This window comes from Roseateles saccharophilus, assembly GCF_031458095.1.
Lineage (GTDB): Bacteria > Pseudomonadota > Gammaproteobacteria > Burkholderiales > Burkholderiaceae_C > Pelomonas > Pelomonas saccharophila_A.
In genome coordinates this window covers 338,105-357,634 of the sequence record NZ_JAVDXU010000004.1, presented here as the reverse complement: position 1 = coordinate 357,634, position 19,530 = coordinate 338,105, and the positions used below count along the sequence as shown (strand labels likewise).

The 19,530-nt window shown below is 69.1% G+C and carries 21 protein-coding genes; 15 read left to right on the top strand and 6 right to left on the bottom strand.

The window, feature by feature from the left end:
• Positions 1-4: 4 nt before the first annotated feature.
• Positions 5-1,477, bottom strand: coding sequence for an alpha/beta hydrolase (locus J2X20_RS24250; protein ID WP_310270846.1), 1,473 nt, complete (start codon positions 1,475-1,477; stop codon positions 5-7).
• A 229-nt stretch (positions 1,478-1,706) separates the two neighbouring features.
• Between J2X20_RS24250 and J2X20_RS24245 the strand changes: the two genes are divergently transcribed.
• From J2X20_RS24245 to J2X20_RS24200, 10 genes are read left to right on the top strand one after another with little or no spacing between them, the layout of a single operon-like run.
• Positions 1,707-3,119 (top strand): TolC family protein, encoded by a 1,413-nt coding sequence (locus tag J2X20_RS24245; protein WP_310270842.1) that lies wholly within the window; start codon positions 1,707-1,709, stop codon positions 3,117-3,119.
• A 37-nt stretch (positions 3,120-3,156) separates the two neighbouring features.
• Entirely contained in the window at positions 3,157-4,110 is a 954-nt protein-coding gene (locus tag J2X20_RS24240; protein WP_310270839.1) for a WxcM-like domain-containing protein, read from the top strand.
• Positions 4,107-5,204, top strand: a complete 1,098-nt coding sequence (locus J2X20_RS24235) for a DegT/DnrJ/EryC1/StrS family aminotransferase (RefSeq protein ID WP_310270836.1) — start codon at positions 4,107-4,109, stop codon at positions 5,202-5,204. Before J2X20_RS24240 ends, J2X20_RS24235 begins: the two co-directional genes overlap by 4 nt.
• On the top strand, positions 5,201-6,790 hold the full coding sequence (locus J2X20_RS24230) for an HAD-IIIC family phosphatase (RefSeq protein ID WP_310270833.1): 1,590 nt from the start codon (positions 5,201-5,203) through the stop codon (positions 6,788-6,790). Before J2X20_RS24235 ends, J2X20_RS24230 begins: the two co-directional genes overlap by 4 nt.
• Positions 6,787-7,008, top strand: a complete 222-nt coding sequence (locus J2X20_RS24225) for an acyl carrier protein (RefSeq protein WP_310270830.1) — start codon at positions 6,787-6,789, stop codon at positions 7,006-7,008. The genes J2X20_RS24230 and J2X20_RS24225 overlap by 4 nt, the downstream gene beginning before the upstream one ends.
• Positions 6,998-7,579, top strand: a complete 582-nt coding sequence (locus tag J2X20_RS24220) for a GNAT family N-acetyltransferase (protein WP_310270828.1) — start codon at positions 6,998-7,000, stop codon at positions 7,577-7,579. The genes J2X20_RS24225 and J2X20_RS24220 overlap by 11 nt, the downstream gene beginning before the upstream one ends.
• Positions 7,569-7,994 carry a VOC family protein gene (locus J2X20_RS24215; RefSeq protein ID WP_310270825.1) on the top strand — a complete coding sequence of 142 codons (426 nt, stop codon included), beginning with the start codon at positions 7,569-7,571 and terminating at the stop codon, positions 7,992-7,994. The genes J2X20_RS24220 and J2X20_RS24215 overlap by 11 nt, the downstream gene beginning before the upstream one ends.
• Positions 7,991-8,722: a class I SAM-dependent methyltransferase gene (locus J2X20_RS24210; protein WP_310270822.1), complete on the top strand. Its 732-nt coding sequence runs from the start codon at positions 7,991-7,993 to the stop codon at positions 8,720-8,722. Before J2X20_RS24215 ends, J2X20_RS24210 begins: the two co-directional genes overlap by 4 nt.
• On the top strand, positions 8,719-10,068 hold the full coding sequence (locus tag J2X20_RS24205) for a hypothetical protein (RefSeq protein WP_310270819.1): 1,350 nt from the start codon (positions 8,719-8,721) through the stop codon (positions 10,066-10,068). The genes J2X20_RS24210 and J2X20_RS24205 overlap by 4 nt, the downstream gene beginning before the upstream one ends.
• A gap of 17 nt (positions 10,069-10,085) precedes the next feature.
• Complete coding sequence (locus J2X20_RS24200) at positions 10,086-10,760, top strand: glycosyltransferase (protein ID WP_310270816.1); 675 nt, start codon at positions 10,086-10,088, stop codon at positions 10,758-10,760.
• A gap of 3 nt (positions 10,761-10,763) precedes the next feature.
• Here the strand turns inward: J2X20_RS24200 and J2X20_RS24195 are convergent, their stop codons facing one another.
• Positions 10,764-11,627 carry a helix-turn-helix transcriptional regulator gene (locus tag J2X20_RS24195; RefSeq protein WP_310270813.1) on the bottom strand — a complete coding sequence of 288 codons (864 nt, stop codon included), beginning with the start codon at positions 11,625-11,627 and terminating at the stop codon, positions 10,764-10,766.
• 95 nt (positions 11,628-11,722) lie between these two features.
• Between J2X20_RS24195 and J2X20_RS24190 the strand changes: the two genes are divergently transcribed.
• The 3 genes from J2X20_RS24190 to J2X20_RS24180 are packed head-to-tail and all read left to right on the top strand — an operon-like array spanning position 11,723 to position 14,672.
• On the top strand, positions 11,723-12,937 hold the full coding sequence (locus tag J2X20_RS24190) for a DUF4331 family protein (RefSeq protein ID WP_310270811.1): 1,215 nt from the start codon (positions 11,723-11,725) through the stop codon (positions 12,935-12,937).
• Complete coding sequence (locus J2X20_RS24185) at positions 12,934-13,998, top strand: tetratricopeptide repeat protein (RefSeq protein ID WP_310270808.1); 1,065 nt, start codon at positions 12,934-12,936, stop codon at positions 13,996-13,998. Before J2X20_RS24190 ends, J2X20_RS24185 begins: the two co-directional genes overlap by 4 nt.
• A 29-nt stretch (positions 13,999-14,027) precedes the next feature.
• Complete coding sequence (locus J2X20_RS24180; protein ID WP_310270806.1) at positions 14,028-14,672, top strand: glutathione S-transferase family protein; 645 nt, start codon at positions 14,028-14,030, stop codon at positions 14,670-14,672.
• Positions 14,673-14,830: 158 nt separating this feature from the next.
• Here J2X20_RS24180 and J2X20_RS24175 read toward each other — a convergent pair whose 3' ends face one another.
• The 4 genes from J2X20_RS24175 to J2X20_RS24160 all read right to left on the bottom strand — a co-directional run bounded on the left by J2X20_RS24175 (position 14,831) and on the right by J2X20_RS24160 (position 17,467).
• Complete coding sequence (locus J2X20_RS24175) at positions 14,831-15,205, bottom strand: nuclear transport factor 2 family protein (protein ID WP_310270802.1); 375 nt, start codon at positions 15,203-15,205, stop codon at positions 14,831-14,833.
• 139 nt (positions 15,206-15,344) lie between these two features.
• Entirely contained in the window at positions 15,345-16,136 is a 792-nt protein-coding gene (locus J2X20_RS24170) for a glycosyltransferase family 2 protein (RefSeq protein ID WP_310270799.1), read from the bottom strand.
• A 9-nt stretch (positions 16,137-16,145) separates the two neighbouring features.
• Positions 16,146-16,829: a class I SAM-dependent methyltransferase gene (locus J2X20_RS24165; RefSeq protein ID WP_310270796.1), complete on the bottom strand. Its 684-nt coding sequence runs from the start codon at positions 16,827-16,829 to the stop codon at positions 16,146-16,148.
• Entirely contained in the window at positions 16,826-17,467 is a 642-nt protein-coding gene (locus J2X20_RS24160; RefSeq protein ID WP_310270792.1) for a glycosyltransferase family 32 protein, read from the bottom strand. The genes J2X20_RS24165 and J2X20_RS24160 overlap by 4 nt, the downstream gene beginning before the upstream one ends.
• Before the next feature lie 134 nt (positions 17,468-17,601).
• Here J2X20_RS24160 and J2X20_RS24155 point away from each other — a divergent pair, with 134 nt between their 5' ends.
• Together J2X20_RS24155 and J2X20_RS24150 are read left to right on the top strand one after the other, a co-directional pair.
• Complete coding sequence (locus J2X20_RS24155) at positions 17,602-18,414, top strand: hypothetical protein (RefSeq protein ID WP_310270789.1); 813 nt, start codon at positions 17,602-17,604, stop codon at positions 18,412-18,414.
• The gene (locus J2X20_RS24150) at positions 18,398-19,444 is read left to right on the top strand and encodes a GSCFA domain-containing protein (protein ID WP_310270786.1); all 1,047 of its coding nucleotides are present in this window, start codon (positions 18,398-18,400) and stop codon (positions 19,442-19,444) included. Before J2X20_RS24155 ends, J2X20_RS24150 begins: the two co-directional genes overlap by 17 nt.
• Positions 19,445-19,530 lie beyond the last annotated feature (86 nt).

Genomic DNA, 19,530 nt, shown 5'->3' with positions numbered 1-19,530 from the left:
CTCATCAGGGGCAGGCGGGGTAGTTCGCCTGGAAGGCCGCGCGGCTGGCCGGGGCGGTGTAGTCCTCGGCGCTCGGGGTGTTGATCGTGTACGTGCAGCCATAGCTGGGCTGGGCCACGGTGGCCGCCGTGCTCACGTCGTCACCCGCCGGCTTCGGGCCACCGGCCTCCCACTTGACCATGTCGTCGAAAGCCTTGGCGGCCTCCGCGGCGGTGAAGGCGCAGTGGCCCACGTCACGGATGGCGCGCTGCACCAGCCACTTGTCGTTGCCCTTGGCCTTGGCCCGCGCGGCGTAGACCTGCTCCATCTTGAACGGCACGAACAGGTCGCCCAGCGTGTGCAGGGTCACGACCGGCACGCCGAAGTCGCCGGCCACCTGCGGAATCCAGCGCAGGCCATCGCGGCGCAGGCGGTTGGCGTCGGCCGCCGGCTTGATCTTGTAGATGCTGTTGTTGAAGGCCATGTCCAGGGCGGTGGTGCTGGCGCTGGACGCGTCGACCTTGTAGGTCAGGGCGGTGGTATCGAGCACATTGGCGGTCAGGATGCCGTTGATCGTGCCGTCGCCGCCGATGGACGCCCAGATGTTGCCCTGGTTGCCGGCATTGGCCCAGCCTTCGGCGAAGAACGGGCGCGGCCCGCCGCTGAGGTAGGCGACGATGTTCTTGAGCTTGTCGCCGATGGCATTGGTCTGGGTCGGGAAGCTGGTCCAGAGCGTGGCCTGGATGGCCGGCGCTATTGCCGGGAAGTCGGCCTGGGGAAAGCTGCTCATCGGCAGCCCGGCCAGTTGCTGAGCGGCCAGCTGGTAGCCGGCGAAGTAGTTGAACAGCTCGTTGTCGCCGACCACGCCGCACAGGGGCACCGCGCCGTTGTACTTGACCTTGTTCACCGCGTTCGTCTGCGCCTCGGCCTCGATGGCCGCGGCCGTGATGTGGCCGCCCATCGAGACGCCGGTGATGAAGATCTTGCTCGGCGCTGCCAGTGTGCGGCCGTTGGCGGCTGCCAGCGAGACAAACTTGTTGGCGAGCGCGTTCGTGTCCTCCACGCCGGCCCTGACGTCGTAGTAGTTCTTGGAATAGCTCGACGCCGCCCAGGCATAGCCGTTGGCGATCAGGTAGCGCCGCATGATGGGCGTGCCGACCGTGAGGCTGGCACCGGTGCCGGCATAGCCGTGGGCCCACATGACGAGCTGGCCGTTCCAGCCGGTCTTGGGCACCTCGATGCGGTAGGCCGAGCCGTTCAGCACGCCCACCCAGCGGTCGGTGTCGGCGGCTCCCGCGAGCGCCGGGAAGCTGGTTTCCACCACCGGCGTGAACGTGCGCGCGTCCTGCGGCCGGGTGTCCTCGGGCATGGGGGGCGGTGCGGGCGCTGGCGCCGGGGCGGGGTCGCTGCCACCCCCGCCGCAGGCGCTCAAGGCCAGGACCGCGGCGAAACAGGCGCCCACAACGCGCGGGCGAGGGCAGTTTTGGATCGAATTCATGGATTGTCTCCAGATGGGTGCCGGCGCTCGACGGTTGACGCCGTGGGGCGACGGTAGGCAAGGCGAGCTGGCCACGCAGTCCGGTTGGCGACTCGAGGCCACCCCTAACTCGCAGTCAATGGGCCGGGCAGGGCAGAGGGAAGCCACCGCTTCACCGACGAAAACCGCCCCCGCCCCCACGCTTTTCCAGGCTTTGGATGGAGCGGGCAGATGGTCTAGTGACGGGGACATGCTGTACCCCGTCCGCCCCCTCATCGCCCTCGGCTTTGCCGTCTTCGGGTCCCTCGCGCTGGCGCAGTCGCGCCCGGCCAAAACGGCCGCGCCCCCACCGGCACCCGTCGCCGAGGCACCCGCGTCGCAGGGCCGCTGCAACGAGGACGACGCCGGCCTGTCGCGCCTGGGCCGCGACATGAGCGCCCTGGATATCCAGAATGGCGATCCGCGTGCCGCCCTGCAGTCGCTGATCGACAAGACGCTGTCGCGCAGCAAGGCCCTGGGCGCCGTGCGCCTGCTGGCCGACGCCGCCCGCTCCGACCTCGAGGAGACGCGCGCCCTGGGCATGCCGACCGCTTCGCTGAACGTCGGCATCAATGGCGTGCACCAGAGCGTCGGCAGCACCACCGTCGGTCGCGGCGGCCAGCTCAGCGCCACGCTGTCCGCCGGCATGCCGGTCTGGGATGCCGGCCGCATCGCCAAGCTGACCGAATGGCGCAAGGAGCTGGCCGAAGTCGCCAGCCAAGGCCAGCGCAGCGCCGAGGAGCAGCTGTCGCTGAACGTCGTCACCCTGGCCCTGGACCGCAGCCGCTATGTGCTGCAGGGCCAGGTCTACACCCAGTACGTGCGCAAGATGGCCTGCCTCGTCGATGCGCTGGAGATCATCACCAAGGCCGACCGCGGCCGCGCCAGCGAACTGGTGCAGGCGCAGAAGAGCCTGCAGCAGGCCGACCTGTCGCTGGAGCAGACCATGTCGGCCCTGCGCCAGACCGAGGTGCGCATGAAGCGCCTGGTGGGCGAGCCCCTGCCGCCCAGCATCGGCATGACGGCCCAGCTGTCGGTCATGCCCGACCTGGAGCAGATGCAGAGCGACATCCTGCTCGGCGCCGACGTCGCCCAGGCCGAGGCCCAGGCGCGCTCGCAGCGCAGCTTCGCCGAGTCCGTCATCGCCGGCCAGAAGCCCAGCGTCAACCTGACCGGCAGCGCCAGCGCCATGTTCCGCAGCGGCCCGGGCGAATCGCGCAGCAACGACATCGGCGCCGGCGTGTCCGTCACCATCCCCATCCTGCAGCCCGGCGCCCATGCCCAGGCCAGCGCCGCCGTGCAGCGCTATCGCGCCACGGTGCTGCAGCGCGACGAGGCCATCGAGGCCAAGCGCTACCGCCTGCTGGAGATGAACGAGGTCGGCACCTCGACGCTGGACCGCGCGCGGCGCATCGTCGAGATCCTGCGCAACAGCGACCGTGTGCGCGCCTCCACCTTGCAGCAATGGCAGCAGTTGGGCCGGCGGTCCCTCTTCGACGTGATGGCCGCCGAGGGCGACTACTACTCGATGCGGGTGGCGCATGTGAACGCCATGTTCGACGCCCAGCAGATCGTCGCGCTGATCTGGAGCATGGGTCGCGGCGTTTCTGCACCTCTGCGTTAGGCATACTGAAAGCCGTCACAGTTCGGGAGACCTATCGATGACCGAAGGCAGCGGCTTCGTGCATTCGCACGCCCTGGTCGAATCCAAGCAGATCGGGCCGCGCACGCGCATCTGGGCCTTTGTGCATGTGCTGCCCGGCGCCCGCATCGGCGCCGACTGCAATATCGCCGACCATGTCTTCATCGAGAACGAGGTCGTCGTCGGCGACCGCGTCACGCTGAAGAGCGGCGTGCACCTGTGGGACGGCGTCACGCTGGAGGACGACGTCCTCGTCGGCCCCAATGCCGCCTTCTCCAACGACCCGGCGCCGCGCAGCCGCGTCAAGCCCGCCGAGTTCCTGAAGACCCGTGTGCGTGCCGGCGCCAGCATCGGCGCCAATGCCACCATTCGCGCCGGCGTCACCATAGGCCCCGGCGCCCTGGTGAGCGACGGCGCCGTCGTCACGCGCGACGTGCCGCCGCGCGCCATCGTCGCCGGCAACCCGGCCCATATCACCGGCTACCTGGACACGCCCGAGGTGCGGGTCGACGGCCCGGCCATCTCGGCCCAGCGGCTGGGCAGCGAACTGCCGCCCCTGCAGGCACGCGGCGCCAAGCTGCATGCCCTGCCCAAGATCGTCGACCTGCGCGGCGCGCTGAGCTTCGGCGAGATCGGCGCCCATCTGCCGTTCACGCCGCAGCGCTTCTTCATCGTCTACGACGCGCCCAGCGAAGAGGTGCGCGGCGAGCATGCCCACAAGGCCTGCCACCAGTTCCTGGTCTGCGTGAAGGGCAGCTGCACCATCGTGCTGGACGACGGCGAGCACCGCGACGAGCTGCGCCTGGACAGCGCCAAGGTCGGCCTGCACATCCCGCCCATGGTCTGGGGCATCCAGTACCGCTTCTCGGCCGACGCCGTGCTGCTGGTGCTGGCCTCGGACACCTACGACGCGGACGACTACATCCGCAACTACGACGACTTCCTGGCCGCCGTCGGCAAGAAGCCCGCATGAAGATCCCCTTCCTCGACCTGCAACCCAGCTATGCCGCCTCGCGCGCGGCCATCGACGCCGCCCTGCTGCGCGTGGCCGGCAGTGGCTGGTTCATCATGGGCAAGGAGCTGGAGGCCTTCGAGGCGCAGTGGGCGGGCTATTGCGGCTCGGCCCACGCCGTCGGCCTGGGCAATGGCCTGGACGCCCTGCACCTGGGCCTGCGCGCCCTCGGCGTGGGGGAGGGCGACGAGGTCATCGTGCCGTCCAACACCTATATCGCGACCTGGCTGGCCGTTAGCCAGTGCGGCGCGAAGCCGGTGCCGGTGGAGCCCGACGCGCGCACCTACAACCTCGACCCGGCCCGCATCGAAGCCGCGATCACGTCTGCTACTCGTGTCATCCTGCCCGTCCACCTCTACGGCCAGCCGGCCGACATGGACGCGATCAACGCGATTGCTGCCAAGCATGGCCTGAAGGTACTGGACGACTGCGCCCAGGCCCACGGCGCGCGCTGGAACGGCCGCCGCGTCGGTGGCACGGCGGATGTCTCGGCCTGGAGCTTCTACCCGGGCAAAAACCTCGGCGCCATGGGCGACGGCGGCGGGCTGACGACGAATGACGCCGGCGTGGCGGAGCGGGTGCGCGTGCTGCGCAACTACGGCTCCAAGGTCAAGTACCACAATGAGGTCAAGGGCCTGAACTCGCGCCTGGACGAGATGCAGGCCGCCGTGCTGGCTGCCAAGCTGCCCGAGCTGGATGCGCTGACGAACGAGCGCCGCCGCATCGCGGTCCAGCTGCTCGATGGCCTGGCCGGCGCCAATGTCGTGCTGCCTTTCGTCCCCGCCGAGGCCGATCCCGCCTGGCATCTTTTCGTCATCCGCCACGAAGCTCGCGACCGCCTGCAGGCGGCGCTGGCCGAGCAGGGCATAGGCACGCTGATCCACTACCCGGTGCCGCCGCACCGCCAGCCGGCCTATGCCGAGCTGGGCATGGGCGAGGGCGACTTCCCCATTGCCGAGGCCATCCACCGCGAGGTGCTGAGCCTGCCGCTGTGGCCGGGCATGAGCGAGGCACACATCGATGCCGTCATCGCGGCGGTGAAGGGCTGCGCATGAGCGCATCGCCCGCGCTGGAGCACAGCCTGCGCCGCATGGCCGCGCAGGAGACGCTGTTCGCGCCCAGACCGAACCGGTTGCAACTGCTGGGCCTGTCGCTCGACAAGGCCACAGGCCCGGCGCGCCGCATCAACATCTGGCGCAACCACGCCATCGAGACCCTGCTGACCCTGGCCCAGCCCTATCTGGACTGGGCCGACCTGGCCCTGGAACCTTGGCTGTCCGGCTATGACGACAGCCTGTCTTTCGCCGAGCATGCGCCGGCCGAGCTGGAGCTGCTGTGGCTGGACGCTTCGCGCCTGCCGGCCGATGCGGGCTGGCTGAACGGCCGCATCGCCGCGCTGCGCGCCATGAGTCGCGCTCCCATCCTGGTGCTGGCCACCGCGTCCGTCGTGGCGTCGGGCCCCGATGTGCAAAGCGCCGACCTGGCCGCGGTCTGCGAAGCCGCCGGCGTGCCGCTGCTGGACGCGCGCCTGGCCAAGGTGGCCGGCTCTCCGCTGTCCGCCGCGGCCCAGTCCGTCATCGCCCGCGAGCTGGCCTGCCGCTGGCTGCCGGCCCTGCTGCTGCCGCCGGTCAAGGCCGTGGCCGTGGACCTGGACCACACCCTGTATGCCGGCGTGCTGGGCGAAGACGGCCCCGACGGCGTTCAACTGACGCCCGGCCACGCCGAACTGCAAGGCCAGATCAAGGCCTTGCGCGAGCGCGGCATCTTCATCGCCCTGGTCTCCCGCAACGAGCAGGCCGACGTGAAGGCCCTGTTCGAGACGCGTGCCGATTTCCCGCTGCGCTGGGATGACTTCTCGGTCACCGAGGTCTCCTGGGGCGACAAGGCCGAGGCGCTGCAGCGCGTGGCACAGGCCCTCAACATCGATGTGTCGGCTGTTGCCTTCGTCGACGACAACCCCGGCGAGCTGGCCCAGGTGGCGTCGCGCCTGCCGACGCTGCGCAGCGTCTTCGCCCATGCCGACGCTGCGCTGACCGCCCGCGTGCTGGCCCATCTGCCGGCGCTGTGGCGCTGGCGGGTCAGCGCCGAGGACGCCAAGCGCGTGGACGACCAACGCGCCAACGCCCAGCGCGCCGAGCTGGCTTCAGTCCACCCCGAGGCCTACTTCGAGTCCCTGGGCGTCAAGCTGCGCTTCTCGCTGAATGACGCCAGCCGGCTCGCCCGCATGGCCGAGATGAGCGGCAAGACCAACCAATTCAACCTCGCGCTGGCCCGCCTCGGGGAGGCTGACTACGCGGCGCGCCTGGCCGACCCGGCCGGTTCCGTCGTCACCATCGAATTGGCCGACCGCTTCTCCGACAGCGGCGTCATCGGCCTGCTGGCGGCCCGTCAGGGCAGCGAGGGCATCACCGTCGACGAGCTGCTGATCTCCTGCCGCGCCATGGGCCGGCGCCTGGAGGACAGCATCGTCATCGGCGCCCTGCAATGCCTGCCCGCAGCCTCGGTACGCTTCGTGGTCACCGAGGGCCCGCGCAACCAGCCGGCCCGCCAGTGGCTGGGCGAGACCACAGAATGGCCGGCCGACAGAGTCCAATCCTTCACACCGCCCGACGGCGTCCAGATCGAAAGAGTGCTTCCGTGATCCAGACCGTTCTCGACGCGCTGCGCGTCGTGCTCAAGACCGAGGTCAATGCCGATACGTCGGTGCACAACACGCCGCAGTGGGACTCGCTGCGCCATATCGAGGTCATCTTCGCGGTGGAGGACGCCACCGGCGTGCAGTTCGACGAGGCCGAGCTGAGCGAGCTGAACAGCGTCGCGCGCATCGTCGCGGCCATCGAGGCCAAGCGTGCGTCATGAACTGAGCCTGTCGGGCGCGGCCTTCGGCCTGCGGCCGGTGCGCGACGACGATGCGGAGTTCATCGTCGGCCTGCGCAGCGACCCCGAATTGGGCCGCTGGCTGAACCCGACGTCCTCCAAGGTCGAGGACCAACTCGCCTGGCTGGCGCGCTACTACGAGCGGCCGGGCGACTATTACTTCGTCATCGAGCGGCTCTCGACCGGCGCGGCCGAGGGCCTGATCGGCGTCTATGACGTCGAGGGCGGCGAGGCCGAATGGGGCCGCTGGCTGCTCAAGCCCGGCTCGCTGGCCGCGGTGGAGAGCGCGGCGCTGATCTATCGCTGCGCCTTCGAACAGCTCGGCCTGGACGCCGTCTGCTGCCGCACCCTGGCTGCCAACGAGCGCGTCGTTTCCTTCCACGATTCCTGCGGCATCGCCGAGCGGCGGGTGCTGCCCGGCCATGTCGAGCTGCGCGGCGAACGCCTGGGCGCCGTCGAGCACCGGCTGACGCGCGGGGCCTGGCCGGCCATCGATGCGCGGCTGACTCAGCTGGCCCAACTCACCGCCCGGAGGCTGCAGCGTGGCGCCTGATGCACTGCCCGAATCTCTGCCTAAGGGCTTCGAGTTCCACCACCTCGGCTATGCCTGCGCCGATCTGGCCAAGGACCAGGCGCAGTTCGAGCGCCTGGGCTACGCGGTGGAGGGCCAGGCCTTCGAAGACCCGGTGCAGGGCATTGCCGGCGTCTTCCTGACCGGCGCCGGCCCGCGCGTGGAGCTGCTGCAGAACCTGCCCGGCAGCACCACGCTCAAGCCCTGGCTGGAGCAGGGCACGCGCATCTACCACTTCGCCTATCTCGTGCCCGACATGGCCGCGGCCCTGGCCTGGGCGCGCACCCAGCGCGCTGTCACGACCGTGCAGCCCGTGCCGGCCGTGGCCTTCGGCGGGCGCCACATCGCCTTCGTCATGCTGCGCACCGGCTTCATGCTGGAGTTCATCGAAAAATGACCCAACCCGATCTCAATGCCATCGCCCAGAAGGCCTATCTGACCGACTCGACGGGCGAGGGCTTCATCGAGCCGCTGATCCACGCCACCCAGCTGCCCAGCCTGATGGCCCGCATCGGCGCCGCGCCGCGCCGTGTGCTGGAGATGGGCTTCGGCGAAGGCACCATCACCGGCCCGCTGCTGGAGTCGGGCTATGACGTCGAGCTGGTCGAAGGCTCCAGCGCGCTGTGCGACGACGCCCGCGCCCGCTTCGGCAGCCAGCTGCCGGTGCATTGCAGCTACTTCGAGCAGTTCACGCCGGCCCGGCGCTTTGACCGCGTGCTGGCCCTGCATGTGCTGGAGCATGTGGTGGAGGACGCCGCCGTGGTCCGGAAGATGCACGACTGGCTGAAGCCGGGCGGCCAGGTCATCGCCGTCGTGCCCAATGCCGAGTCCCTGCACCGCCAGCTCGCCGTCATGATGGGCCTGCAGCCCCAGCTGGATTCCCTGTCGCCGCGCGACCATCTCGTCGGCCACCAGCGCGTCTACGACCTGGCCGGCTTCATCGCGCTGTTCGAGAAGGCGGGCTTCGAGGTCGTCGAGCAGTTCGGCTATTTCGTGAAGACGGTGCCCAACGGCATGATGACGACGTGGAAGCCCGAGCTGATCCGCTCGCTGACCCAGATCTCCGACCAGCTGCCGCCGCGGCTGCTGGCCAATATCGGCCTCGTCGTCCGGCCCAAAGCATGAGCGCCGCGCCCAACTTCCTCGAACTGGTCAGGCGGCTGGAGAGCCACCAGGCGGCGGGCGCCTGGCCGGCCATGATGCTGGAGATCACCAACGTCGTCATCGCCGTCGTCAACGACCCGCGCGCCAAGGGCCTGGTGTTCGGCTCGGCCGAGCTGGACCGCTTCTGCCTGGCCGCGGGCGCCATGTCGGCCCGCCACCTGAACCTCGCAACGCCGGCGAGCTACAACGACCATGTGGCCGTCCACGTCGCCACCGAGCTCTACGACGGCCAGGGCGGCCACTCGCTGGCGCTGAAGGATGTCATCCGCGCGCGGCCCGACCTGACCCATGTCGTCGTCGTCACCAATCTGCACGACCGCACCCTGCCGCTGGAGCGCTTCAACCGCGACCTGGAGCGGCCGGTGCAGATCCTGCTGGCGCCCAAGCTGTCCCTGCAGGACAAGATGGCCTGGCTGCAGATGCAGCTGGCCCAGCTGAGGCCGGGCCTGCTGACGCTGTTCAACCACCACTACGACTCGGCGGCCATTGGCGCGGCCCAGCCCGGCGTGGCGCGTGAGACCGCCTACTTCCACCATGCCGACCACGACATGGCCCTGGGCGTCTTCCTGCCGCATGCCCTGCATGTGGACTGCACCAACCTGTCCCACCACAAATGCCAGCACTATCTGGGCGTGCACCGGCCGGTCTACTGGCCGCTGGTGTCGCCCGACATGGGCGTGCGTGCCGAGCATCGCTTCATGGCCGACGGCCTGCCGCTGACCTGCTCGCATGGCTCCTCCGGCAAGTTCATGTCGCCCGGCCGCTACGACTACTTCGACGTCATGCTGCGCCGCCTGACCGATGTGGGTGGGTCGCATGTGCATGTCGGATCCTTGCCTGACGAGGTGCTGGCCGCCTTCCGCGCACGGCTGAGCGAAGCGGGCATTGCGCAGGAGCGCTTCGTCCACCAGCCGCCGGTGCCCAGCCTGTGGGGCTGGCTGCGCGACAGCCGCGTGGACCTGTGCATCTCCTCCTTCCCCATCCAGGGCGGCAAGGGCCTCGTGGAGACCCAGGGCGCCGGCCTGCCGGTGCTGATGCAGCAGAGCAGCCTGTCCAAGCATCATTCGACGCGCGACCTGATCTATGAAGAGGCGTTGTGGTGGGAGACGCCCGACGACCTCATCCGCGTGCTCAAGGGGCTGACGCCCGAGCTGCTGGCCGAGCAGGCGCAAGCCTCGCGCGGCTTCTACGAGCAGTGGCATCACCCACGCGAGCTGGCCTATGCCCTGGCCAATCCGCGCCTGACCGCGGCCTGCCCGCCGGTCCAGCATCCACCGGTGGACACGCTGGCCCTCTATCTGCGCTGAAATCGCTCCCCGCTTTCATGATCGACCTCATCTGTGGCACCCGGCTCAATGCCGAGGAATTCTGGAGCAAATCAGCCCTGGGTCTGTCCCTGCGCCGCCTCGCCCACGACACCCGCCTGAAGCCGCGCATCTATTTCGAGAACCGCCGCGGCCTGCCGCTGCTCTACAACGAGCGCATCGCCGCCGAGGATGCGGCACCCATCCTCGTCTTCATCCATGACGACGTCTGGCTGGACGACTATTTCTTCACCGAACACATCTCGGCGGCCGTGCAGGCCGTCGACATCGTCGGCGTGGCCGGCAACAAGCGCCGCGTGCCAGGCCAGCCCTCCTGGGCCTTCCCAACCACCAAGTTCGAGTGGGACGAACGCAGCAATCTCAGTGGCACGGTTGCGCATGGCCCCAACCCCTTCGGCAAGCTCTCCTTCTTCGGCCCCGTGCCGGCCAGCTGCGAGCTGCTGGACGGCGTGCTGATCGCCACGCGGCGCGACCTGCTGCGCGAAAAGCAGGTGGGCTTCGACGAGCGCTTCGAGTTCCACTTCTACGACATGGACTTCTGCCGCAGCGCCCGCGCCGCCGGCCTGTGGCTGGCCACCTGGCCGCTGGCGATCACCCACCAGAGCGAGGGCGGCTTTGGCTCCAATGCCTGGCTGGAGAACTACAAGAAGTACATCGCCAAGTGGGGCGACTAGGGCTCAGGCCGGCAGCGCCAGCTGCCGACGGTCGGCGCGCCTCAGGCTGCGCGGCGAGCAGCCGAATTCGCGGCGGAAGGCCTTGTTGAAGTTGGACAGGTCGGCCCAGCCGGTCTCGTAGGCCACGTCCGTCACCGCAAGGCGGGTGTCGCGCAGCAGGCGCAGCCCCTGCATCAGCCGCAGGCGCATCAGGTACTGGTGGGGCGTCACGCCGATGGACTGGCGAAACACCCGCAGCAGATGGAAGGGGCTCAAGCCGGCAACCCGGGCCACCTCCTCCAGCGTCAAGGCTTCGGCGCTGCGCGTCTCGATGCAATGCGCCGCCGCGCGGGCGCGCTCGTCCTGGCGCGGCAGGGCTGCCGGCGCCTCGCCGTCGGTCAGGGCGCGGCTCACCTGCGCCACGATGGCCAGGGCCGCTTCCTCCAGCGCGAAACCCTCGTCGCCGCCGGTGTCCAGTGCATGGAAGAGACCGGCCACGCGCGGCAGCGGCGGCAGGCAGGCGCGGCCGAAGCGGTTCGGACTACCGGCGGCGCCCAGGGCGCTCAGTGTTTCCTCGAGCAGGGCGGGCGACAGCGACAGCACCGTGCAGTCGTCTCCCGAGCCATCGCTGTCCTCGTGCGAGCAGGCATAGCCTTCGCCGACATTGCCCAGCATCAGCCAGCCGGCGCTGAGCAGGGCGCCGCCGGCACGCGTGCGATAGGTGAACTGGCCCCGGTCCACCAGCGTGATCGAGAAGGCCTGGTGCTCCTCGTCGACGGCGCGCTCGCCCCGGGCAGCGCGGCACTGGCAGTGCATCAGCCGCAGGCCGCTGCCGCGCTGCAGCGGCTGGTAGCGGCGTTCGGCCTGGGCGTCTGAAGGGAGGGGCATGGCTGCATCCTAGACAGGCGCAGGCGCGAGTCCTGTCAGCAGGCATCGCAGTTTTTGCCAAGTTTTCCGGAGCCGGCTTCCCTAGGCTATGAGCCATGAAACCTCTCAGTCTGCTCTCCCGCCTCGCCGGCCTGGCCGTGCTGGCCGCCACGTCCGCCTTTGCCGCCGATCACCTGGACACGCCGACCGTCTTCGCCGACCCGGCCGCCGACATCGGCGACCTCTTCGCCTGGACTTCGGCCGACGGCAAGCGCCTCAACCTCGTCATGGACATCGTCGGCAAGCGCTTCTCCGACCAGGTCCAGTATGTCTTCCACGTCGACAGCGGCCAGGCCCTGGGCCGCACAACGAGCAGCACCCGCCTGGTCTGCCAGTTCGACGCCGCGGGCACGGCCAGTTGCTGGGCCGGCCGTGCCGACCACCTGCAAGGCGACGCAAGCGCGCCCGAGGGGCTGCAGGGCAGCAGGGGGCGGATGCGCGTCTTCGCCGGCCTGCGTGACGACCCCTATTTCAACAATGTGCGCGGCACGCGCAGCGCGCTGAACGCGGCCGGCGATGCCATCCGGGCCGGCCAAGCGCCGCAGGACGCCAGCGGTTTCCACCGCTTCGATGCCGAGGCGCTGAAGCGCATCCCCCAGCTCTGGGGCCAGACCCAGGGCGGCCCGGCGCGCAACTTCCTGGCCGGCTGGACGACCTCGGCCCTGGTCGTCTCGGTCGACCTCGATCTCGTCAACGCCGGCGGCCCGCTGCTGGCGGTCTGGGGCCGCACCGAGCGCCGCCAGCTCGCGGCGGCCAACGAACCACCGCCGCCCGGCCCCACCATCGACCGCATGGGCCGGGCGCTGACCGGCAACGCCTTGCTGGCCACCGTGGGCGAGGAAGACATCGCCAACCTGCTGAAGGAGGCCTACAACCGCGCCGACCCCGGCGGCTGGCAGGGCTTCGCCATCGAGATTGGCCGCAACCTGGCCCTCTACGACAGCTTCGACGGCGTGGCCGGCAACCAGTGGCTGGCCGACGCCCAGGACGCCAGCCCCAAGCGCTACCAGCGTCTGGCCGAGCTGCTGGCCGACGACCGCCTCTGGGTCGACAGCCGCCAGACCCGTTGCCTGCATTACCTCGCTGTCGAGCGCAATGCCTTTGCAGGTGCGCCGCTGGCCGACTGTGGTGGCCGCACGCCGCTGCAGAACGTCAATGCGGTATTCCGCTCGCTGCTGATCCGTGGCACGCCCGATGTCGCCGACGACGGCGTCACCCAGGACGACCACGAGCACTCCACCACCCGCTTCCCCTTCCTGTCCGCGCCATGAACCGCCACCGCCTTCTCGCCCTGGCCAGCGCCTTGCTGATGGCCGCCTGTGCGGCGCCGCCCGTCGCCACCACCCAGGGGGCCATCGCCCTCGCCAATCTCGACGACCAGCTGCAGCGCCAGGCCGATGACCCGGCCGCGCTTGAGCTGTGGCTGCTGCGCCTGCAGTTCCTGGCCGACTACCGCGTGCTGGACCGCGCCGCCGCGCTGACCGAGGCGAGGGCCGCCAACGCCTCCGAGCACCTGCGCCGCGCACGGGCCCGCATGGCTGCCCACCGCTTTGCCGACGCCGAGGCCGATTTCGAAGCGGCAGGGGCAACGCCGGCCCAGCGCGCCACGCTGTGGGTGGCGACCGGCCGTGCCGCCGAAGCCCTGCCTGCGCTGCGAGCCGAAGCTGAACGTCGGCCCGGCTTTGCCAGCCACTGCGCGCTGGCGCGCGGACTGGCCGCCGTCGGCCGCCTGGAGGAGGCAGACCGCCTCTATGCCATGGCCCTGCGCGAGCTGGATACGACCATGCCTTTTCCGGCCGCCGCCGTCGCCTTCGCCCGCGGGCTGATGTGGTCGGAGCAGGGGGGTGACAAGACCCGTGGCGCCGCTTTCTACGCCGAGGCCCTGCGCCTGCTGCCCGACTATGCCGCGGCCGGCATCCATCTCGCCGAGATCGAGCTGGCGCGCGGCGACGAAGCGGCCGCCGAAGCGCGCTTGCTGCAAGTCGTCATCCACACCGACGAACCCGAGGCCATGGCCCTGCTGGGCGGGCTGCATATCCGCCAGGGCGAGGTGGCGCGTGGCCAGGACGAAATCGATGGCGCCCGCAGCCGCTACGAGAGGCTGCTGGCCCGCCACCCCGAAGCCTTTGCCGACCATGCGGCCGAGTTCTACCTCGGCGCGGGCAAGGACCCGCAGCGCGCCTGGACCTGGGCGCGCGCCAATCTGGGCGAGCGGGGCACACGGCGTGCCCATGAGCTGGCCATCCTTGCGGCCGAGGCCACGGGGCGTGCGGGCGAGGCGATTGCCCTGCGTCAGCAGCTGCAAACGCGCCACGCGCCGCGGGCCGCCTGAGCCAGGACACCCAGGACAAAGGACTCGACATGCTCAAGCTCTATGGTTTCTCCAAGGTCAACGCCGTCGCGCGCGGCCATACCCGCGACCTGCGCGTGCTGTGGGCGCTGCAGGAGATGCAGCTGCCTTTCGAGATCGCGGGCATGGACCACCCGGCGCACGAGCTGAACACCGATGCCTATCGCCGCCTCAGCCCCTTCGAGCAGATCCCGGCCCTCGACGATGACGGCCTGCTGCTTTCCGAGTCCGCCGCCATCCTCGTCTACCTGGCGAAGAAGACAGGGCGGCTGATGCCGGGCGACAGCGCCGGCGAGGCCCAGGTGCTGCGCTGGTGCTTCGCCGCGATGAACACGGTCGAGCCGCCGATGCTGGCCCTGATGGTGCTCGACTGGTCGGCCGACGGCAGCTGTGCCAAGCACCGCGAGTTCCTGGTCGGCTGGGTGAACCGGGTGCTGACCAACCTGAATCTCTGGCTGACCGATCGCGAATTTGTCGCGACAACGGAGTTCAGCATCGCCGACATCCTGATGGCTCACGTGCTGTCGGCGGGCGTCAAGGACGAGTCCCTGGTGGCGCCGTATCCGCGCGTCCTGGCCTACCGGGGGCGCTGCCTGGCCCGGCCGGCGTGGCAGCGGGCGCATGCAGCCTATTGCGAGCGGGTGGTGGCGGGCTAGACGTCGCAACGCCACCGGACAGCACGTCCCAGCATCCGGGCAAGCCAGCGGTCGCCGTCAGTCATGTTCTCGAATTCACCGCCCGAAAGCTGACGTCCAACGATCGAATTGAGGCGGAGCCAAGCGCAATGCCGTTGGGCATCGCCCCGAACGAGGGGTTAGGCGGCGCCCTCGGCCTGTGTATCGCAGGTGTGCACACGGACCTCCTTCAGTCTCGTTCCTGAAAACGTGAACTGCTCGGCGATGAACATCATCGACGGAGTTCCGGCGATGGGAACCTGCGCGGTTGCAAAGACAGTACCGCCCTCCGCATAGACTCCGAGCAGTTGAAATCGCTCGAAGTCATAGTAGCCGCGCACTCGTGGGTAGAACTGTTGAAACTCGGCAAGCCCGCGATAGGTTCCGCCGAAGGGCAAATGAGCTGGCTCGTGCATGACCAGATTGGGGTCTACGCGTTCCGGGTAGTCCTCCAATCGCTTCTTCTGACCGAGCATCTCGGCTACGAAGGCCTTGTTCGATTCGGTCGTACCCATGCGGTCTCCATCTCGCTGCAGATGACGTAGGTTCGCATGCTTGCACAAGTTGAACACCGTTGGTGTGACGGTGTATTGACTGGGGCTTGGCCAGCAATGCCTGAAGCGGCGCCTGTTCAGACCCTGCTGGTGCAGCGCCCTAGAACCACTCCACCGGCAACGCCAACCCCACGCTCTTGAGCAGCCCGGCGCGCGCCGTCTTCAACTCTGCCGTCGGCGCCGGCCAGCGTCGGTAGACATGCAGGAAGTCCAGCACCACGGTGGTGTTGTTGGACGACTCCTGCTGGCCGCGGCGGGCACCGGGGTTCACGTAGTCCTTGTGCATGACGGCGCCGCCGCCGGGCACATGGCGGGGCTGGGCGCGCGAGCAGACGCCGAGCAGCCAATCCCAGTCCTCCTGCGAGGCCAGATGGGCGTCGAAGCTCAGCCCTTGTAGCAGGCTGCGCCGGTAGGCCAGGCAGTGCAGGGGGATGAAGTTCTTGACCCACAGCGTGTTGACGTCGACGCCGGCCAGCGGCGTGGTCTGGCGGCTCAGCTCGGGGATGCCGGGCTGCTGGCGGTCCTCGGTGACGACGGTGATGTCGGTGAACAGCACTTGCGCGTCGGCGCGTTCGCAATGGGGCTTGAGCGTCGCGAGGTGGTGGGGCTCGAGCGTGTCGTCGTCGTCCAGGAAGATGACCCACTCGCCACGCGCCATCGCCAGGCCCTGGTTGCGGCTCTCGGCGGGGCCGTTCGGCCCGGTGCGCTTGAGGAAGCTGTCGGCGGAGCCCAGGTCGCGGGCGACGACGGCGGCTGTCTCGGCGTCCAGCGCGTCGGCCACCAGCAGGATCTCGAAGTCGGCGCAGGTCTGGGCGCGCAGCGAGGCAATGGCCCGCGCCAGCGTCAACGGCCGGTTGTGCGTGGCCATGACGATGGAGAAGAAGGGCTGCATCGGGTGCGCTCAGGCCTTGCGGCGGGCAATGGCCAGCAGCGAGATGTTGTTGAAGAACCAGAGGCCCTGCAGGTCCAGCGTCGTGTACTTGTGGATGACGTTGGCCAGGGTGTAGGGCGTGTACCAGCAGTTGTGGTCGGGGTGGACGACCTCGACGAAGGTGTCGGCGCCGGCCTGGTAGTCGAAGTGGCGCGCGAAGCAGCTGAAGGCGTCGGGCACGGTGATGACGTATTCCCGGGCGCCGACGCGGTCGAGCTGCTCCAGGAAGCCCTTCACGTCGGGCACATGCTCCAGCACCTCGGGCACCAGCACCAGGTCGTAGTCGTCCTTGACGTCGTCCCAGGACGAGAACAGCCGGCCCTTCAGGTGCGGCAGCATGTGGGGGAAGGCCTCGTCATGGATGTCGAAGCCGTCGAGCTGGCACACCTGATCCAGCTGCAGATGCAGGGAGCGGTTCAGGTCGGTGATGGGCCAGTCGACGCAGCCCACATGCAGCACGCGCTTGCCGCGGCACATCTCCTGCAGCACCTGCACGCGCGGGTGGCCCATCAGGTTGCGGCTGACCGGGATGCGCTGCACGAAATAGGGCGAGTGGGCGCGCTCCAGCGCCGACACCGGCGGCAGGCCTTCGGGCTGGCACAGGGCCGGCTTGGGGCCGCGCTCGGTCTCGGGGGAAGTCGTCGTCTCGCTCATGCCACGCTCCGTGTGTGCAACTCGTCGTAGTTCCGGCGCGTGCTGCCCCATTCCTGGTCGGCGAACACGGGGCCCTTGCCGCTGTAGCGGATGCCGGAGTAGTGCTGGGGGATGAAGAAGTGGCTGGGCCAGACCGTCAGATTGATGTAGTTGTATTTGCGGTGGGCCTCGGTCAGGTAGAGCGGGCCGACGCTCTGCCAGGCCATGCGGTCGATGACGGTGGGCTTTTCCTTCAGGTCCAGGATGAGCTGGCGGAAGAAGGGGTTCTGCGCCTCCGAGGCGACATAGCCGGCCGCGATCAGGCCCGGGCGAATGATCTCGTTCTCCCAGCAGGCGCAGGCCTCGCAGTCGAACAACCAGGGCTCAAGCGGGCGGCGGCAGATGCTGTCGGCGTCGACGACGAAGCCGCCTTCGCGGAACAGGATCTCCCAGCGCATGATGTCGGCCACGCCGTTGAGCTCGCGGCCCGACATGGCGCGGATGTGGTCGGCGTTGTACCAGCCGTAGGACATCAGTTCCGCATTGCCCCAGATCTTGAGCTCCCAGTCGGGGTTGTGAGCCCGCCAGGTGGCTATGCAGTTGTCCGGCCGCTTGGATTCATCACCGACCCAGATGATGTGCAGGGTCTTAGGGATCATGGTGCTCTCCTGAGCTTATCCAGCGCAGTATCCGGCCGCGGCCGGGCCTCCCGAGAGGGGAACTGAGGCCCAATCTTCGCCCTTTTGCCCGCTGGGCAAGCGGCGCGCCTCCCCTATGCTTGGCGCCAAGCATCATGACCCCAAGGCTTTTCGTTGCCATCGGCAGCTCGCACCTCTTCGGCCTGATCGACCGCTATATCGAGCCGGTGTCGTCGGCCAAGTACCGTTCGGTCTGGTCGACCGGCGTGCCTTTCCGCGAGCCCATCGAGCTCGGCGCCCCCGCCGGCTGGCGCGGCGAGCATGTGCTCTACAACACGCCCGTGGCCGGCCCGCCGCCCATGCTCAAGGAGGATGTGCTCTACATCCCCGAGGTGCTGACGGGCGTGCTGGCCCATATCCCGCAGGAGACCGACGTCATCTTCTCGCTGCTGCGTGGCCAGGAATTCGCCATCGCCGCCCTGGTCGACGATCCCTCGCACGGCGATTTCCTCGGCGACGACGGCCAGATGGAGCTGGGCCGGCGCTGGATGTCGCGTGCCGACGCCCTGACCTGGGTGCGCCAGATCGCCGAGCCGCTGTGGACCACCCATCTGGCCCTGCGCCAGCAGTTCCCGCGCGCCCGCATCGTGCACGTGCCCGCGCCGCCGCCGGTGGAGTCGCACGAGCATATCCTCGCCAACCCCGAGGCCTTCGGTCCGTTGTTTGCCGTGCATGGCATCAAGCCGTTTGCAATGCGCCAGCGCATCTACCGGCTGATGTATGCCGACCTCAACCAGCGCCTGGCCAAGATGGGCGTCATGAGCCTGGCGCCGCCGGCCGGCGCGCTGACCGAGCATGGCGGCCTCAAGCCCGAATTCGCGCGCGGCTGCCTGCATGGCAACGAGCTCTATGCCGAGTTGCTGGCCGAACAGATCAGGGAGGTGCTCGCTCATGTCCCATCCGTATGAAGGCATGCCGGCCCAGGCCTTCTGGCGCAAGACCGTCAGCGCCCAGGCCTGGGCCCAGCTCGATTTCAAGCCGAGCACGAAGTTCAAGCTGACGCCGTCGCTGAAGATCGCGACGGCCGGCTCCTGCTTCGCGCAGCACATGGCCAAGCGGCTGGAGAGCTTCGGCCTCAGCCACTGGGTGGTGGAGCAGCCGCCCGCCGGCCTCACGCCCGAGCGCGCGCGCGAGCTGCAGTACGGCGTGTTCTCGGCCCGCTATGCCAATGTCTACACGGTGCGCCAGCTGCGCCAGCTGGTCGAGTTCGCCTTCGGCCTGCGCGAGGGCGACCCGCCGGTGCTGACCGACAAGGGCCGCTTCTTCGACGGCCTGCGCCCGCGCGTCCAGGCCGGCGGCTATGACTCGCTGGCCGACCTGCGCGCCGACCGCGCCTGGCATCTGTCCCAGGTCAGGCGCCTGTTCACGGAGTGCGATGTCTTCGTCTTCACGCTGGGCCTGACCGAGGCCTGGGTGGAGCAGGGCAGCGGCATCGTCTTCCCGGTCTGCCCGGGCACGGCGGCGGGCGAGTTCGATGCCGAGCGGCATGGCTTCGTCAACTTCGAGTACCCGGAGGTCCTGGCCGACCTCGAGTGGGTGCGCGAGTTCGTGGCCGGCGTGAACCCGGGCATGCGCTGGATCGTGACCGTGTCGCCAGTGCCCCTGGTGGCCACGGCGACGGCCCATCCCGTCATCGTCGCCTCCAGCTATTCCAAGGCCGTGCTGCGTGCCGTGGCGGGGCGCTTCGCGGACGCACACGAGAGCGTCGAATACTTCCCGTCCTTCGAGATCATCTCGTCGGCCCAGAGCTTTGGCCAATACCTCGAGGGCGACCTGCGCGAGGTGTCGCCGCGCGGCGTCGACCATGTGATGCGCCAGTTCTCGGCCGCCTTTGTCGAGGCGGGTGAGCGCATCGCCGTGACGGCGAGCAGCATCGCCGTCCAGGCCGCAGCAGCGGCCCAGGTCGAGTGCGAAGAGTTGCTCAACGACCGGCCCTGACCGCCTGCTGCTGCGTTGACGTCACGGCCCTGCGGGGCCGTCTGCTTTTGCGTCGCCAAGGAAAAACAGGCCCTGCGGATCGCTCC

Excerpts from the sequence above, each read along its gene's own strand:
- J2X20_RS24250 (WP_310270846.1), bottom strand. The coding sequence starts at position 1,477 with ATGAATTCGATCCAAAACTGCCCTCGCCCGCGCGTTGTGGGCGCCTGT.
- J2X20_RS24245 (WP_310270842.1), top strand. The coding sequence starts at position 1,707 with ATGCTGTACCCCGTCCGCCCCCTCATCGCCCTCGGCTTTGCCGTCTTC.
- J2X20_RS24240 (WP_310270839.1), top strand. The coding sequence starts at position 3,157 with ATGACCGAAGGCAGCGGCTTCGTGCATTCGCACGCCCTGGTCGAATCC.
- J2X20_RS24235 (WP_310270836.1), top strand. The coding sequence starts at position 4,107 with ATGAAGATCCCCTTCCTCGACCTGCAACCCAGCTATGCCGCCTCGCGC.
- J2X20_RS24230 (WP_310270833.1), top strand. The coding sequence starts at position 5,201 with ATGAGCGCATCGCCCGCGCTGGAGCACAGCCTGCGCCGCATGGCCGCG.
- J2X20_RS24210 (WP_310270822.1), top strand. The coding sequence starts at position 7,991 with ATGACCCAACCCGATCTCAATGCCATCGCCCAGAAGGCCTATCTGACC.
- J2X20_RS24205 (WP_310270819.1), top strand. The coding sequence starts at position 8,719 with ATGAGCGCCGCGCCCAACTTCCTCGAACTGGTCAGGCGGCTGGAGAGC.
- J2X20_RS24200 (WP_310270816.1), top strand. The coding sequence starts at position 10,086 with ATGATCGACCTCATCTGTGGCACCCGGCTCAATGCCGAGGAATTCTGG.
- J2X20_RS24195 (WP_310270813.1), bottom strand. The coding sequence starts at position 11,627 with ATGCCCCTCCCTTCAGACGCCCAGGCCGAACGCCGCTACCAGCCGCTG.
- J2X20_RS24190 (WP_310270811.1), top strand. The coding sequence starts at position 11,723 with ATGAAACCTCTCAGTCTGCTCTCCCGCCTCGCCGGCCTGGCCGTGCTG.
- J2X20_RS24185 (WP_310270808.1), top strand. The coding sequence starts at position 12,934 with ATGAACCGCCACCGCCTTCTCGCCCTGGCCAGCGCCTTGCTGATGGCC.
- J2X20_RS24180 (WP_310270806.1), top strand. The coding sequence starts at position 14,028 with ATGCTCAAGCTCTATGGTTTCTCCAAGGTCAACGCCGTCGCGCGCGGC.
- J2X20_RS24175 (WP_310270802.1), bottom strand. The coding sequence starts at position 15,205 with ATGGGTACGACCGAATCGAACAAGGCCTTCGTAGCCGAGATGCTCGGT.
- J2X20_RS24170 (WP_310270799.1), bottom strand. The coding sequence starts at position 16,136 with ATGCAGCCCTTCTTCTCCATCGTCATGGCCACGCACAACCGGCCGTTG.
- J2X20_RS24165 (WP_310270796.1), bottom strand. The coding sequence starts at position 16,829 with ATGAGCGAGACGACGACTTCCCCCGAGACCGAGCGCGGCCCCAAGCCG.
- J2X20_RS24160 (WP_310270792.1), bottom strand. The coding sequence starts at position 17,467 with ATGATCCCTAAGACCCTGCACATCATCTGGGTCGGTGATGAATCCAAG.
- J2X20_RS24155 (WP_310270789.1), top strand. The coding sequence starts at position 17,602 with ATGACCCCAAGGCTTTTCGTTGCCATCGGCAGCTCGCACCTCTTCGGC.
- J2X20_RS24150 (WP_310270786.1), top strand. The coding sequence starts at position 18,398 with ATGTCCCATCCGTATGAAGGCATGCCGGCCCAGGCCTTCTGGCGCAAG.